14 protein-coding genes are annotated in these 11,744 nt (G+C 73.8%); 2 read left to right on the forward strand and 12 right to left on the reverse strand.

Features of this window, described 5'->3' with window-relative positions; genetic code table 11:
- Window position 1 precedes the first annotated feature (1 nt).
- The 5 genes from BLU42_RS13220 to BLU42_RS13240 form a co-directional block, all read right to left on the reverse strand.
- A complete protein-coding gene (locus tag BLU42_RS13220; RefSeq protein ID WP_091075076.1) occupies window positions 2–1,246 on the reverse strand; it encodes a S1C family serine protease in 1,245 nt (414 codons plus the stop codon).
- A gap of 1 nt (window position 1,247) precedes the next feature.
- Window positions 1,248–2,735 (reverse strand): anti-sigma factor family protein, encoded by a 1,488-nt coding sequence (locus BLU42_RS20890; RefSeq protein WP_091075077.1) that lies wholly within the window; start codon window positions 2,733–2,735, stop codon window positions 1,248–1,250.
- A gap of 7 nt (window positions 2,736–2,742) precedes the next feature.
- Window positions 2,743–3,357 carry an RNA polymerase sigma factor SigE gene (gene sigE, locus BLU42_RS13230; protein WP_231918599.1) on the reverse strand — a complete coding sequence of 205 codons (615 nt, stop codon included), beginning with the start codon at window positions 3,355–3,357 and terminating at the stop codon, window positions 2,743–2,745.
- A 327-nt stretch (window positions 3,358–3,684) separates the two neighbouring features.
- The gene (gene dapA, locus BLU42_RS13235) at window positions 3,685–4,599 is read right to left on the reverse strand and encodes a 4-hydroxy-tetrahydrodipicolinate synthase (RefSeq protein ID WP_091075080.1); all 915 of its coding nucleotides are present in this window, start codon (window positions 4,597–4,599) and stop codon (window positions 3,685–3,687) included.
- Between the two features lie 77 nt (window positions 4,600–4,676).
- On the reverse strand, window positions 4,677–4,898 hold the full coding sequence (locus BLU42_RS13240) for a biotin/lipoyl-binding carrier protein (RefSeq protein ID WP_091075082.1): 222 nt from the start codon (window positions 4,896–4,898) through the stop codon (window positions 4,677–4,679).
- 178 nt (window positions 4,899–5,076) lie between these two features.
- Between BLU42_RS13240 and BLU42_RS13245 the strand changes: the two genes are divergently transcribed.
- Window positions 5,077–5,724, forward strand: a complete 648-nt coding sequence (locus tag BLU42_RS13245; RefSeq protein ID WP_407940270.1) for an O-methyltransferase — start codon at window positions 5,077–5,079, stop codon at window positions 5,722–5,724.
- A gap of 88 nt (window positions 5,725–5,812) precedes the next feature.
- On the opposite strand, the gene BLU42_RS13250 is transcribed toward BLU42_RS13245, so the two are convergent.
- Together BLU42_RS13250 and glgC are read right to left on the reverse strand one after the other, a co-directional pair.
- Window positions 5,813–6,100, reverse strand: coding sequence for a DUF1540 domain-containing protein (locus BLU42_RS13250; protein ID WP_091075086.1), 288 nt, complete (start codon window positions 6,098–6,100; stop codon window positions 5,813–5,815).
- 413 nt (window positions 6,101–6,513) lie between these two features.
- Window positions 6,514–7,734: a glucose-1-phosphate adenylyltransferase gene (gene glgC, locus BLU42_RS13255; RefSeq protein WP_091075088.1), complete on the reverse strand. Its 1,221-nt coding sequence runs from the start codon at window positions 7,732–7,734 to the stop codon at window positions 6,514–6,516.
- A gap of 191 nt (window positions 7,735–7,925) precedes the next feature.
- Between glgC and glgA the strand changes: the two genes are divergently transcribed.
- Window positions 7,926–9,110: a glycogen synthase gene (gene glgA, locus BLU42_RS13260; RefSeq protein ID WP_091080441.1), complete on the forward strand. Its 1,185-nt coding sequence runs from the start codon at window positions 7,926–7,928 to the stop codon at window positions 9,108–9,110.
- Between the two features lie 100 nt (window positions 9,111–9,210).
- Here glgA and BLU42_RS13265 read toward each other — a convergent pair whose 3' ends face one another.
- Genes BLU42_RS13265 through BLU42_RS13285 form a run of 5 tightly spaced genes read right to left on the reverse strand, consistent with a single transcriptional unit; the run spans window position 9,211 to window position 11,694 of the window.
- Complete coding sequence (locus BLU42_RS13265) at window positions 9,211–9,378, reverse strand: DUF3117 domain-containing protein (RefSeq protein ID WP_091075091.1); 168 nt, start codon at window positions 9,376–9,378, stop codon at window positions 9,211–9,213.
- 38 nt (window positions 9,379–9,416) lie between these two features.
- Window positions 9,417–10,049, reverse strand: a complete 633-nt coding sequence (locus BLU42_RS13270) for a DNA-3-methyladenine glycosylase I (RefSeq protein WP_091075093.1) — start codon at window positions 10,047–10,049, stop codon at window positions 9,417–9,419.
- A complete protein-coding gene (locus tag BLU42_RS13275) occupies window positions 10,046–10,555 on the reverse strand; it encodes an SRPBCC family protein (protein WP_091075102.1) in 510 nt (169 codons plus the stop codon). Before BLU42_RS13275 ends, BLU42_RS13270 begins: the two co-directional genes overlap by 4 nt.
- Window positions 10,552–10,887, reverse strand: a complete 336-nt coding sequence (locus tag BLU42_RS13280) for a DivIVA domain-containing protein (protein ID WP_091075104.1) — start codon at window positions 10,885–10,887, stop codon at window positions 10,552–10,554. The genes BLU42_RS13275 and BLU42_RS13280 overlap by 4 nt, the downstream gene beginning before the upstream one ends.
- A gap of 54 nt (window positions 10,888–10,941) precedes the next feature.
- Window positions 10,942–11,694 carry an LOG family protein gene (locus tag BLU42_RS13285; protein WP_091075106.1) on the reverse strand — a complete coding sequence of 251 codons (753 nt, stop codon included), beginning with the start codon at window positions 11,692–11,694 and terminating at the stop codon, window positions 10,942–10,944.
- Window positions 11,695–11,744 lie beyond the last annotated feature (50 nt).

The raw sequence follows: 11,744 nt of genomic DNA on the forward strand, positions 1-11,744 counted from the left end.
GTCAGCCCACCTTCCCACCGAGCGTCACGTCGGTCTCGGTCTTGGCCCCGTCGCGCGTGTAGCCGAAGCGCACGACCTCGCCGGGGCGGTGGGTGCGGACCGCGACGACCAGCTCCTCGCGGGTCGTCACGCGCCGCTCGTCGACGCTGGAGACCAGGTCACCGGCGCGCAGGCCCGCCTTGCGCGCGGCGCCGCCGGCCTCGACGCTCGACAGCTCCACGCCGCGCGAGGTCTCGCGCAGCTGCACGCCGACGACGGGGTACGTCGCCCTGCCGTCCTTGACCAGGAGGTCGCCGATGGTGCGGGCCTGGTTGATCGGGATGGCGAAGCCGATGCCGATGTTGCCCGCCTGGCCCTGGCCGGAGCCGAGCGTGAGGATCGCGGAGTTGACGCCGACGACGCGGGCCGAGGCGTCGACGAGCGGACCGCCGGAGTTGCCCGGGTTGATCGGCGCGTCGGTCTGGATGCCGTCGATGTACGCCGTCGGCGCGTCCGCGCTGCCCGACTCGTTCACCGTGACCGGCCGGTCGACCGCGGACACGATCCCCTGCGTGACCGTGCCGGGCAGCCCCAGCGGCGAGCCCACGGCGACCACGGTCGCCCCGACCCGGGCCGACGAGGAGTCGCCGGTCTCGAGGGGGCGGAGGCGCTCGTCGGCGTCGACCTTGATCACGGCGAGGTCGTAGGACGGGCTGCGGCCGACGAGCGTCGCGCTCGTGCGGCGACCGTCGGAGAAGACCACGCGCAGCCGGGCGCCGTCGGCCGCGCCGGCGACCACGTGGTTGTTCGTCATGATGTGCCCCTCGCGGTCGAGCACGAAGCCGGAGCCCGTGCCCTGCTCGCCCGACCCGCGCACCTCGATCATCACCGTGCCCGGCAGCGCGCGGCGGGCGACCTCCACGGTGGTGGTGGTCTCGCCGGACGGTACCGGTGCGGGTGCCGGTTCGGAGGGCGCGGGGTCGCTGACGGACGTCGAGGCCGGGCGCTCGGAGAGCCGGGCCGCGCCGAAGCCGGCACCGCCGCCGACGAGCAGCGCGGTCACCGCGGCCAGGGCGATCACCCCGGCGGTGCCCCCCGCACGGCGACGGGGCGACCGGGGCGGCTCGGGAGCGCTGACGGGTTCGCCGAAGGGCCAGTGGTACGCGGCGGGCGCCTGCTCGGCGGCGTGCGGCGGAGACCAGGGCGTCGCACGGGTGTCCGGGACGCGGGGCGCGCTCGCCCGGTCCGGGGCCGGACCGTCGGCCATCTCAGGCCGTCAGATCGGCGAAGATCCTCGACCAGCCCTCGCGCACGCGGCCCAGGGTAGTCGTCTCGACCGCACCCTCGTGCGGGAAGGCGGAGACCGCCCGGCTCAGGAGCTTGGGCGAGCCGTCGGTGGTGACGGTGTAGACGGTGTCGCCCGACTGCCACGTCGCCCAGCGCACCGCACCGGCGTGGCGCCAGACGCCCATGCCCGCGTCCCAGGTCGCCCCGCCGGGCGCGCCGCTCAGGCGGCCGTGGCGCTGCAGGACGCTCACCGTGCGCGCGCCGTCGCCGTAGACCGCGTGCATCGACCGCGGGTCCGTCGGGGTGTCCGTGCTGACCTGGAGCAGGTCGAGGCCGGCCAGCTCGTCGCTGCAGTCCCACCCGGAGCTGCTCAGCCGCGCGGCGCTCGCCGCGGCCGACGCGGCGGTGATCGACCGCGCACCGGTCCGCACCGTCGCGACGGCCGCGTACGGGGTCACGGAGACCTCGGTGAAGCCGGCGGCGGTGCTGAGGCCCTCGTCGTCGTAGCTCTCCTGCCACAGCAGCACGCCGGTGGCGTCGTCGATCCACCACCGCTTGACGACGTGGCCCTCGCCGTCCTCCGCGGCGACGACGGTCGCTGGGCGGTGCGCCACCTCGACCCCGCGCTGGGCGGACAGCGCGTACGCCCGGGAGATGAGGTCGACCGGGGACGGGGCCCCGGTGGCCGCGACCTGCGGCGGGGCGACCGAGCTCGCCAGCACCGACCCGTCGGGGTCGTAGACGCTGACCAGGGTGCCCTGGCGGCTGCGGGTGTCGACGGCCACCTTGGCGGCGACGACGCGCTTGTCGAGACGGGCGATGACCGCCTGGTCGCCGTCGACGGTCGTGGTCTCGCCGGCACCGACGGCGCGCTCGAGCAGGGCGACCGCGTCGCGCTCGCCCTCGCGGCTGGTCCCCTTCCGCTCGGGCCGGGTGACCCCGGACGCGTCCTGGGTGGCCTCGGGCAGCGAGTCGAGCAGCATCAGGGCGCTGAGCGAGGCCCCGGTGACCGACAGCTCGGCCGCCGCGGCGCCGAACTCGGCCTGCGCCTCGTCGGCCGGGTCGGCCACGGCCCCCAGGCTGCTGGTCGGCGCCGCGAACCAGCCGGTCAGGCCGAGCGCCGTCGCGACGGCGCCGACCGCGATGACCCCGAGCAGCGCGCGGACGCGGGCCCGGTGCCGCTCGGAGGGCAGGGCGAGGGAGCCGCCGCGGTCGAAGGCCTTGGTCCAGGGCCGTGCGGACGCGTCGCCGGCGATGCTCACGAGCCGGTCGGACAGCGGCGAGGGGGCCGCCGTACGGGCGCCGCTGCGGCCCAGCAGGTCACGGACGGCCCGCAGCTCCGCCACGTCGGCGCGGCAGGCGGCGCAGCCGAGCAGGTGGCCGGCGACCCGCTCCCGGTCCTCGGCGGACAGGGCGCCGTCGACGAGACCGGAGCGCAGCTCGGCGAGGTCGTCGCAGGAGCTGCTCACGTGCGCATCACCAGGCGCCCGCCGCAGCCCGCCCGGAGGTGACCTCCTCGTCGGTCACGACGCGCTGGCCGGGCTCGGCGTCGACGCCGAGGTAGCGGGTGTGCTCCAGCGTGGGGCGCCGGTGCGCCAGGGCCTCGCGCAGCCGGGCGCGGCCGCGGTGGATCCGGCTGCGGACCGTGCCGATCTTGAGGTCGAGGACGTCGCTGATCTCCTCGTAGGTGAGCCCCTCGATGTCGCACAGGACGACGGCGGCGCGGAAGGTCGGCGCGAGCGCGGCGAGCGCGGCCGCCACGTCGTGGTCGAGGTCGGCGTCGTCGAGCTGCTGCGAGGGGTTCGGCCAGGAGCTGGCCATGCGGTCGTCGCTGCCCTCGGCGAGCCCGTCGAAACGGATCTTCTGGCGGCGCCGGGCACCGTCCAGGAAGAGGTTCGTGGTGATGCGGTGCAGCCAGCCCTCGAAGGTGCCGGGCTGGAAGCGGTGCAGGGAGCGGAAGACCCGGACGAACACGTCCTGGGTCAGGTCCTCGGCGTCGTGCGCGTTGCCGGTGAGGCGGTAGGCGAGGCGGAAGACGCGGGCGCTGTGGTCGCGGACGATCTCCTCCCAGCTCGGCGGCTGCCACTCCACGGCGGGCTGCTCGGCGGAGCCGGCCGGCGCGGCCGGTGCCGCGTCCTGACCGGGGGTGGTGACGAGCACGGTGCCGGGATCGGTACGCACGGGGGGTGCCTCCTGCTTGGCGAGGGCCCCGGAGCGGCCGGCTCCCTCGGTCGGAGTCTCATCGTCCCGGGACGACCTGTTCAATCCCTTGACCAAACCTGTCAGCAACCTGTGCACCTCCCCTCGTCCTGCGTGGGCCGTTACGCCGTGACCCCCCTCCGGGGAGACGGTTGTACGCGGGGAAGAACGAGCCGCGCCCCGGCGGTGTTCCCGCGCCCCGGAGCCCGGGGTGCGGCGTCAGGAGGCCGGAGCCTCGGGTCCCGACGGCAGCCCGGCCGCGTCGAGCGCCCGGGCGAGGGCCGCCCGCTCCTCGGTGGTCGCCGCGACCATCGGCAGCCGTACGCCGCCGACGCCGCGGCCCTGGAGCTCCAGGCCCGCCTTGACCAGGATCACGCCCTGGGTGGCGAAGATGCCGGTGAGGATCGGCAGCAGCTGCCGGTGCAGGCGCAGCGCCTCGGCGTGGTCGCCGGCCAGGGCGGCATCGATGAGGGCGCGCATCTGCGGGCCGCAGAAGTGGGTCGAGGTGCCCACGACGCCGACCCCGCCCACGGCGAGCATCGGCAGCGTGAGCGCGTCCTCGCCCGAGTAGTACGCGAGGTCGGACTCGGCCATCACCCGCGAGGAGGCGGCCAGGTCGCCCTTGGCGTCCTTGACCGCGACGATGCGCGGGTGCTCGGCGAGGCGCAGCAGGGTGTCGGTGGCGATCGCGGTGCCGGCGCGGTGCGGGATGTCGTAGAGCATCACCGGCACGCCGGTGGCGTCGGCCACGGTGCGGAAGTGCTCGAGGAGCCCGGCCTGCGGGGGCTTGGAGTAGTACGGCGTGACGAGCAGCAGCCCGTCGGCGCCGGCCTTCTCCGCGGCGGCCGCGAGCTCGAGGGTGTGCGCGGTGTCGTTGGTGCCGATGCCGGCCACGACGTGCACCCGGTCGCCGACCGCGTCGACCACGGCCCGGACGAGGTCGGCCTTCTCGGCGTCGGTCGTCGTGGGCGCCTCGCCGCCGGTGCCGTTGACCACGAGCCCGTCGTGGCGGTCGTCGACCAGCCGCTGCGCGAGCGTCGCCGCCGCGTCCAGGTCGACAGAACCGTCCGGCGCGAACGGCGTCACCATCGCGGACAGCAGCCGTCCGAAGGGCGGACCAGCGGGCGCAGCCATGGCCTCAGTCTAGGGACGGGGGCTGCGAAGGGCACCGCGACGGGCCCAGGGCCCGGGCCCGCGTGCCGGGCGGGCGCTCAGGCGGGCGTGATCACGACGAGCGGGTCGCCGTCGTTGACCACGTCGCCGTCCTCGACCACGATCTCGGTGACCGTGCCGGCCACCTCGGCGAGGACGGGGATCTCCATCTTCATCGACTCGAGGATGACCACGGCGTCGTCGGCCGCGACGCTCTGCCCGACCTCGACCTCGACCTTCAGGACGGCCGCGACGAGCTCGGCGACGACGGTGTGGCTCATGGGCCGCATCCTAGGGCGTGGTGATCGATCCCGGCACGTGCCGCGGGGGCGTCCGTGCCCCGTCGGGGCGCTCTCGCCGGGCTCCGGCGGAGGCGGGGGTCACGCGGTTCTCGATACAGTGAGCGCCGTGAGTCCTACGCCCGCGTCCCCCGCGTCCAGCGCCGCCGCGAACCCCGGCATCCCCACCTCTGCGCAGTCGGCGCCCGCGGCCGCCTCCTGGGTGTTCGCCGAGGACTTCGTGCCCGAGGGCGACGCCGCCGCGCAGGCGCGTGTGGAGGCCGAGCCGCTGGGCGTCGAGCCGCTGAGCCGGGGCACCGTGTCGGCCCTGACCTTCCTCGCCGCGGCGGTCCAGGCCCGCGCGGTCGTCGAGATCGGCACCGGCACGGGTCAGTCGGGCCTGGCGCTCTTCGCGGGCATGCAGCCCGACGGCATCCTCACCAGTGTCGACCTCGAGGCCGACCACCAGCGCCAGGCGCGGAGGGCCTTCAGCTCCGTCGGCATCGCCAGCCAGCGGTTCCGGCTGATCGCCGGCGACGCGCTCACCGTCCTGCCCAAGCTGAGCGACGGCGCGTACGACCTCGTCCTGGTCGCGGGCGACACCCTCGAGTACCGCGACTACGTCGAGCAGGGCCTGCGGCTCCTGCGCCACGGCGGGCTGCTCGTCGTCACGCACACGCTGCAGGGCGGGCGTACGGCCGACTCCTCGCAGGACGACGACGACACCCTCGCGGTGCGCTTCGCGCTCGACGCGGTCACCGAGAACGAGGACCTCGTCGCGGCGCTCCTGCCGGTGGGTGACGGCCTGCTCGCCGCGGTCAAGCGCTGACGGCTCCCGCAAGCAGCAGAACGGGGAGGGTTCGGCACCTGTGCGGTGCCGAACCCTCCCCGTTCGTCGTGCTGACGAGGCTGGTGCCTCAGGCGGCCTGGTAGGACAGGCAGTCGGCGCCCGAGGTGCCGGACGGGCCGACCCTGACCGAGGGGGCGCGGCACTCGAGCGACTCGTTGAACCGGCAGTCGCTGCGCTGGCACGCGCCGACCTGGGCGACGACGTCGAGGCCGCCCTTGTCGTTGAGGGAGAGGAACGTCGCGCACCCGGCGTCGGAGTTCATGCTGATGGCGAAGGCGTGGCAGCCGTCGTCGTTGTAGGCGCAGGCCGTCGCCGAGCAGTCGTGGACCTGGGGCATCTCGAGCGTCGTGGTCATCGGGGCCTCCTGGAGGGCGTTCTGCGTGCTGGTGACGCTGACGCTAGACGGCCCGGGCGACGCCCGCCAGCAAGCGGAGGCTCCCCTCAGAGAAGTGAGGGAAGCCTCCCCTGAGCAAGATCAGGAGGGCTGAAAGTCAAGATCAGGAGCCCTTCGAAAAGCTCAGGGATCGTGGGCGCGCATGCCGGTCGACAGGCCAGGGAGCGTGGTCGGGAGCCCTTCGACAAGCTCAGGGATCGTGGCCGGGAAGCCTGACCACGTGGACCGGACCACCGCCGACCGCCGCGCCGACCTCTGGACGACTGGACGATGACGCCGCTTGCGGACCCGAGCAGCGCCTCAGTCGTGCGGCGTCAGCGGGAGGGAGGAAGAGGTCGGACCGGAGCGGCGGGCGCATCCGAACGGAGTGAGGATCATGTGACCGTGATGCCCTTACCGACCACCGTGATCCCGCCGTCGGAGACCGTGTAGCCCCGGGCGAGGTCGTCGGCCTTGTTCACGCCGACGGTGGTGCCGTCGGGCACGATCACGTTCTTGTCGAGGATCGCGTCGCGGACGACCGCCTTGTGCCCCACGCGGACGCCGGTCAGGAGCACCGAGTGGTCGACCTTCGAGCCCTCGTCGACGCGGACGTTCGGCGACAGCACCGAGCTCTCGATCGAGCCGCCCGAGATGATGCAGCCCGGGCTCACGAGCGAGTCGAGCGCGAGGCCGCGGAGGGTGAACTTCGCCGCCGGCTGCTGCACCGGGTAGGTCCAGATGGGCCACTCGGCGTTGTAGAGGTTGAAGATCGGGTCGATCGAGACGAGGTCCATGTGGGCCTCGTGGTAGGCGTCGATGCTCCCGACGTCGCGCCAGTAGGCCTTGTCGCGGTCGGTCGAGCCCGGCACGTTGTTGCCGGTGAAGTCGTAGACCTGCGCCTCGCCGCGACTGACGAAGTCGGGCACGATGTCGCCGCCCATGTCGTGGCGGGAGTCGGCGAGGTCGGCGTCGCTCTCGAGCGCGTCGATCAGGTCGCGCGCGGTGAAGATGTAGTTGCCCATCGAGGCGAAGGACGCGTCGGGGTCGTCGGCGGTCCCGGGCGGGTCGGCCGGCTTCTCGAGGAACTCGGTGATCTTGTTCGACGCGTCGGCGTCGATCACGCCGAACGCCGAGGCCTGCGACCGCGGCACCCGGATGCCCGCGACGGTCAGGCCGAGGCCGCCGTCGATGTGCGCCTCGAGCATCTGCTCGACGTCCATCCGGTAGATGTTGTCGGCACCGAAGACGACGACGTAGTCGGGCTTCTCGTCGCGGATCAGGTTCATCGACTGGTAGATCGCGTCGGCGCTGCCCTGGTACCAGCGGGGCCCGAGGCGCTGCTGCGCGGGCACCGGCGTGACGTAGTTGCCGAGCATGGTCGACATGCGCCAGGTCAGCGAGATGTGGCGGTCGAGCGAGTGCGACTTGTACTGCGTCAGCACCGCGATCTGCCGCATCCCCGCGTTCGCCAGGTTGGACAGCACGAAGTCGATCAGGCGGTAGGTCCCGCCGAAGGGCACGGCCGGCTTGGCCCGGTCCATCGTCAGGGGCATCAACCGCTTGCCCTCGCCGCCAGCGAGGACGATGGACAGGACCTTCGGTGGTGCGGCCATGGACGGAAACCTAGGGCCCCACCTGTGATGCCCGCCACCCGGGGTCGTACGCGTGCTCGCCGACCTGCATCGCAGGCGGGCGACGTCGCTCCAGGGGTGCGTGGGATATTGCGAGCATGAGCCCCGCCGATGACGTCGCCGACGCCGACACGCTCGCCCCGACCGACGGTCCGGCCGCCGACGACCGGCGCCTGTCCGTGTCGGTCCTCACCCGGGAGTACCCGCCAACGATCTACGGCGGCGCCGGGGTCCACGTGGCCCAGCTGGTGCCGCAGCTGCAGAAGCTCGTCGACGTGGACGTGCAGTGCATGGGCGAGCCGCGCGCAGGGGCGACGGCGCACGCCGAGACCTACCCCGAGGGCGCGAACGTGGCCCTGCGCGTCTTCGGCGCCGACCTGTCGATGGTCGCCTCCGTCCCCGAGGTCGACGTCGTGCACTCCCACACCTGGTACGCGAACCTCGGCGGACTGCTCACGGGGCTCTACCAGGACATCCCCCACGTCGTGACCGCGCACTCGCTCGAGCCGCACCGCCCGTGGAAGGCCGAGCAGCTGGGCGGCGGCTACCGGCTCTCGTCGTGGGCCGAGCGGACCGCGTTCGAGGCCGCCGACGCCGTGATCAGCGTCAGCGAGGGCATGAAGACGGGGATCCTCGAGTCGTACACCGACCTGGACCCGGCCAAGCTGCACGTGGTCAAGAACGGCATCGACCCCGAGGAGTTCAAGCCGGACACGGGCACCGACGTCGTCGAGTCGATCGGGATGTCGCTCGACGCGCCCAGCGTGGTCTTCGTCGGCCGCATCACCCGGCAGAAGGGCCTGGTCCACCTCGTCCGGGCGGCCGAGCAGTTCGACGCCGGGACCCAGCTGGTGCTGCTCGCCGGGGCGCCGGACACCCCCGAGATCGCGCGCGAGTTCGAGGACGCGTTCGCCCACCTGCGCTCCAGCCGCGGCAACGTGGTGTGGGTCCAGGAGATGCTTCCCCGCGCCAGCGTGCGGCAGGTCCTCTCGCACGCCACCGTCTTCGCCTGCCCGTCGGTCTACGAGCCGCTCGGCATCGTGAACCTCGAGGCGATGGCCTGCGAGACCGCCGTGGTGGCCAGCGCCGTGGGCGGCATCCCCGAGGTCGTCGTCGACGGCGAGACCGGCTACCTCGTGCCGTACGACCCGGCACGCGCCAACGACCAGGAGTTCGTGCGGAGCTTCGAGGCCGAGTTCGCGGCCAAGGTCAACTCCCTCACCCAGGACCGCGGCCGGGCGGAGGCCTTCGGGCTCGCCGGGCGCCGGCGCTGCGTCGACGAGTTCAGCTGGGCCAAGATCGCCGGCGAGACGGTGGACGTCTACCGCGCCGCGATCGCGGCCCACCAGAGCCGCTGACTCGGCTCGACCCGACGCCGCCCGGACCGGCAGGTCCCGGGAACGCCACAGGCCCCGCGCACGTGTGCGCGGGGCCTGTGGCGTTCGTCGTCGGGCGAGCTCAGCCGATGACGCCCTTCAGGGCCTCGGCCAGGTCCGTCGCCTCGGTCGCGTTGAGCTCGACGACCAGGCGCCCGCCCCCCTCGAGCGGCACCCTCATGACGATCCCGCGACCCTCTTTGGTGACCTCCATCGGTCCGTCACCGGTCCGCGGCTTCATCGCAGCCATCGTGCATCCTCATCTGCTAGGGATCGTGGTCCGCATGATTATCCAGTACGGTGCGGCTCCGGCGCACGCCGGGCGGCAGCGGCGTCCACGGCCGCCCTCAGCGCGTCGCGGTCGGGCACCTCGCAGTCGCTGCGGTGGTCGTCCACCAGCCCGGTCGCCTGCATCAGCGCGTACGCCGTGGTCGGGCCGACGAAGCGGATCCCCTCGGCCTTGAGCGCCTTCGCGAGCGCCGTGGACTCCGGCGTGACGGCCCGGAGCTCGCCGGGCCGGGGCCGCGGTGACGGCGTCCGGAACGACCACACCAGGTCGACGAACCGCTCCCCCAGGACCGCGACGACCCGGGCGTTGGCGATGGCCGCGTCGACCTTCGCGACGTTGCGCACGATGCCGGCGTCGGCCAGCAGGCGTACGCGGTCGTCCTCGCCGAAGCCCGCCACGACCTCGGGGTCGAAGCCGGCGAACGCCGCCCGGAACCCCTCGCGCTTGCGCAGGATGGTGATCCAGGCCAGCCCGGACTGGAAGGCCTCGAGGGTCAGCCGCTCGTAGAGCCCGGCCACGGAGTCGACCGGCCAGCCCCACTCGGTGTCGTGGTAGGCGACGTACTCCGGCGCCGACAGCGACCAGGGGCACCGCACCAGCCCGTCGGGGCCGTGCACGACCTCGGTGCTCATGCGGCGGCGGAGCGGAGTCCCCCGGCGTCGGCGCCCTCCGGCCCCTCGACGATCCCGGCGAGCGTCTCCAGGCTGGCGGCGAAGCCGCGCCGCATGAGCGGGAGCGCGGGGCGGAGCAGGCGCTCGGTCCCGCCCGGGAGGGTGAAGACCTCGGTGCAGACCAGCCGGCACCCGGCCGGGTCGTCGTGGACCTTGAACGAGCCCTCGCCGGTGAAGTAAGGCCCGAGGTGCAGGACGGCGAGCTCCGCCGGCCCGCCGTCGACGGCCTCGACGGGGGGCGTCCAGCCGGTGATGACGAACCGGTCGAGCAGCCCGACCGGGACCGGGCCGAGGCGGAAGCCGCTGAGCGCGGCCACCCGGACGCCGAGCCCGCGCGTCCGGTCGCTGGTGGCGCGGACGTGGGTGAACGGGATCCAGAGGTCCTGGCGCGGCCAGTCGACCAGCTCCGCCCAGACGCGCTGCGGGGCGGCGCGGAGGGTGCGTGACACCTCGAGGCGGAGGCTCACCGGGCCTGCTCCCGGCCAGGCGCCCCGCTCGGGGTGGCCGCGGACCTCCCGGACGCCAGCTGCGCCTCGAGCTCGGCGATCCGGCTGTCGCGCGCCTCCAGGTCGGAGGCGAGGCGGTCGAGCACCGTGTCGACCTGGTCCATCGCGTAGCCGCGCAGCGCGACGCCGAAGCGCAGCCCGCGCACGGCCGGGCCGTCGAACCGGCCCTCCGGCAGCGGGGCTGCGTAGGTATCGCGGACCGGTTCCGAGCTCATCGACCCTCCTCGTCCCGAGGCGACGACCGCGGCCACGCCCAGCGCGACCACGGCGATCGCCGCGATGAACCACTCCATGAGGAGAGTTTGACAGGCCGACCGCGCACCGGGCGCCCGCCGCGGGCGGGGCGGCTACTCCGGGCGCTCGGCCCGGACGGGCTCCGGGTCGCCGACGACGGCGGCGACGGCCTCCGCGACGTCGTCGGTCACCGTGAAGATGTCGAGGTCGCCGGGCGAGACCGTGCCCTGGGCCAGCGCGCTCTCGCGCAGCCAGTCCACGAGCCCGCTCCAGTAGTCGACCCCGAAGAGCACGACCGGGAAGGACGTGACCTTGCGGGTCTGGACGAGGGTCAGCGCCTCGAACAGCTCGTCCAGCGTGCCGAAGCCGCCGGGCAGCACGACGAAGCCCTGCGCGTACTTGACGAACATCGTCTTGCGGGCGAAGAAGTAGCGGAAGTTGATGCCGAGGTTGACGTAGCGGTTGAGCCCGGTCTCGAAGGGCAGCTCGATGCCCAGCCCGACCGACACCCCGCCGGCCCGCGCCGCGCCCTTGTTGGCCGCCTCCATGATCCCGGGGCCGCCGCCGGTGATCACCGCCTGGCCGGCCTCGGCGAGCTTGCTCCCGATCTCCTCCGCGGCGGCGTACAGCGGGTGCGAGGCCGGCGTCCGCGCCGACCCGAAGACGCCGGTCGCCGGGCCGAGCTCGGCCAGCGTCCCGAAGCCCTCGATGAACTCGGACTGGATGCGCAGCACCCGCCAGGGGTCGGTGTGCACCCAGTCGGTCGGCCCGCGGCTCTCCAGCAGCCGCTGGTCGGTCGTCGTCCGCTCGCCGTCGGCGCCCGTCCCGTTGCGGACGCCGGGCCCGCTCCCGTTCGTCTCTGCCACCCCGCGACTCTAGGTCGGCGCGGGGCGTCGCGCCGGGCGTCCGACGAGCC

The organism is Microlunatus sagamiharensis (assembly GCF_900105785.1).
Taxonomy (GTDB): domain Bacteria; phylum Actinomycetota; class Actinomycetes; order Propionibacteriales; family Propionibacteriaceae; genus Microlunatus; species Microlunatus sagamiharensis.

Excerpts from the sequence above, each read along its gene's own strand:
- BLU42_RS13220 (WP_091075076.1), bottom strand. The coding sequence starts at position 1,246 with ATGGCCGACGGTCCGGCCCCGGACCGGGCGAGCGCGCCCCGCGTCCCG.
- dapA (WP_091075080.1), bottom strand. The coding sequence starts at position 4,599 with ATGGCTGCGCCCGCTGGTCCGCCCTTCGGACGGCTGCTGTCCGCGATG.
- BLU42_RS13240 (WP_091075082.1), bottom strand. The coding sequence starts at position 4,898 with ATGAGCCACACCGTCGTCGCCGAGCTCGTCGCGGCCGTCCTGAAGGTC.
- BLU42_RS13250 (WP_091075086.1), bottom strand. The coding sequence starts at position 6,100 with ATGACCACGACGCTCGAGATGCCCCAGGTCCACGACTGCTCGGCGACG.
- glgC (WP_091075088.1), bottom strand. The coding sequence starts at position 7,734 with ATGGCCGCACCACCGAAGGTCCTGTCCATCGTCCTCGCTGGCGGCGAG.
- BLU42_RS13265 (WP_091075091.1), bottom strand. The coding sequence starts at position 9,378 with ATGGCTGCGATGAAGCCGCGGACCGGTGACGGACCGATGGAGGTCACC.
- BLU42_RS13270 (WP_091075093.1), bottom strand. The coding sequence starts at position 10,049 with ATGAGCACCGAGGTCGTGCACGGCCCCGACGGGCTGGTGCGGTGCCCC.
- BLU42_RS13280 (WP_091075104.1), bottom strand. The coding sequence starts at position 10,887 with ATGGAGTGGTTCATCGCGGCGATCGCCGTGGTCGCGCTGGGCGTGGCC.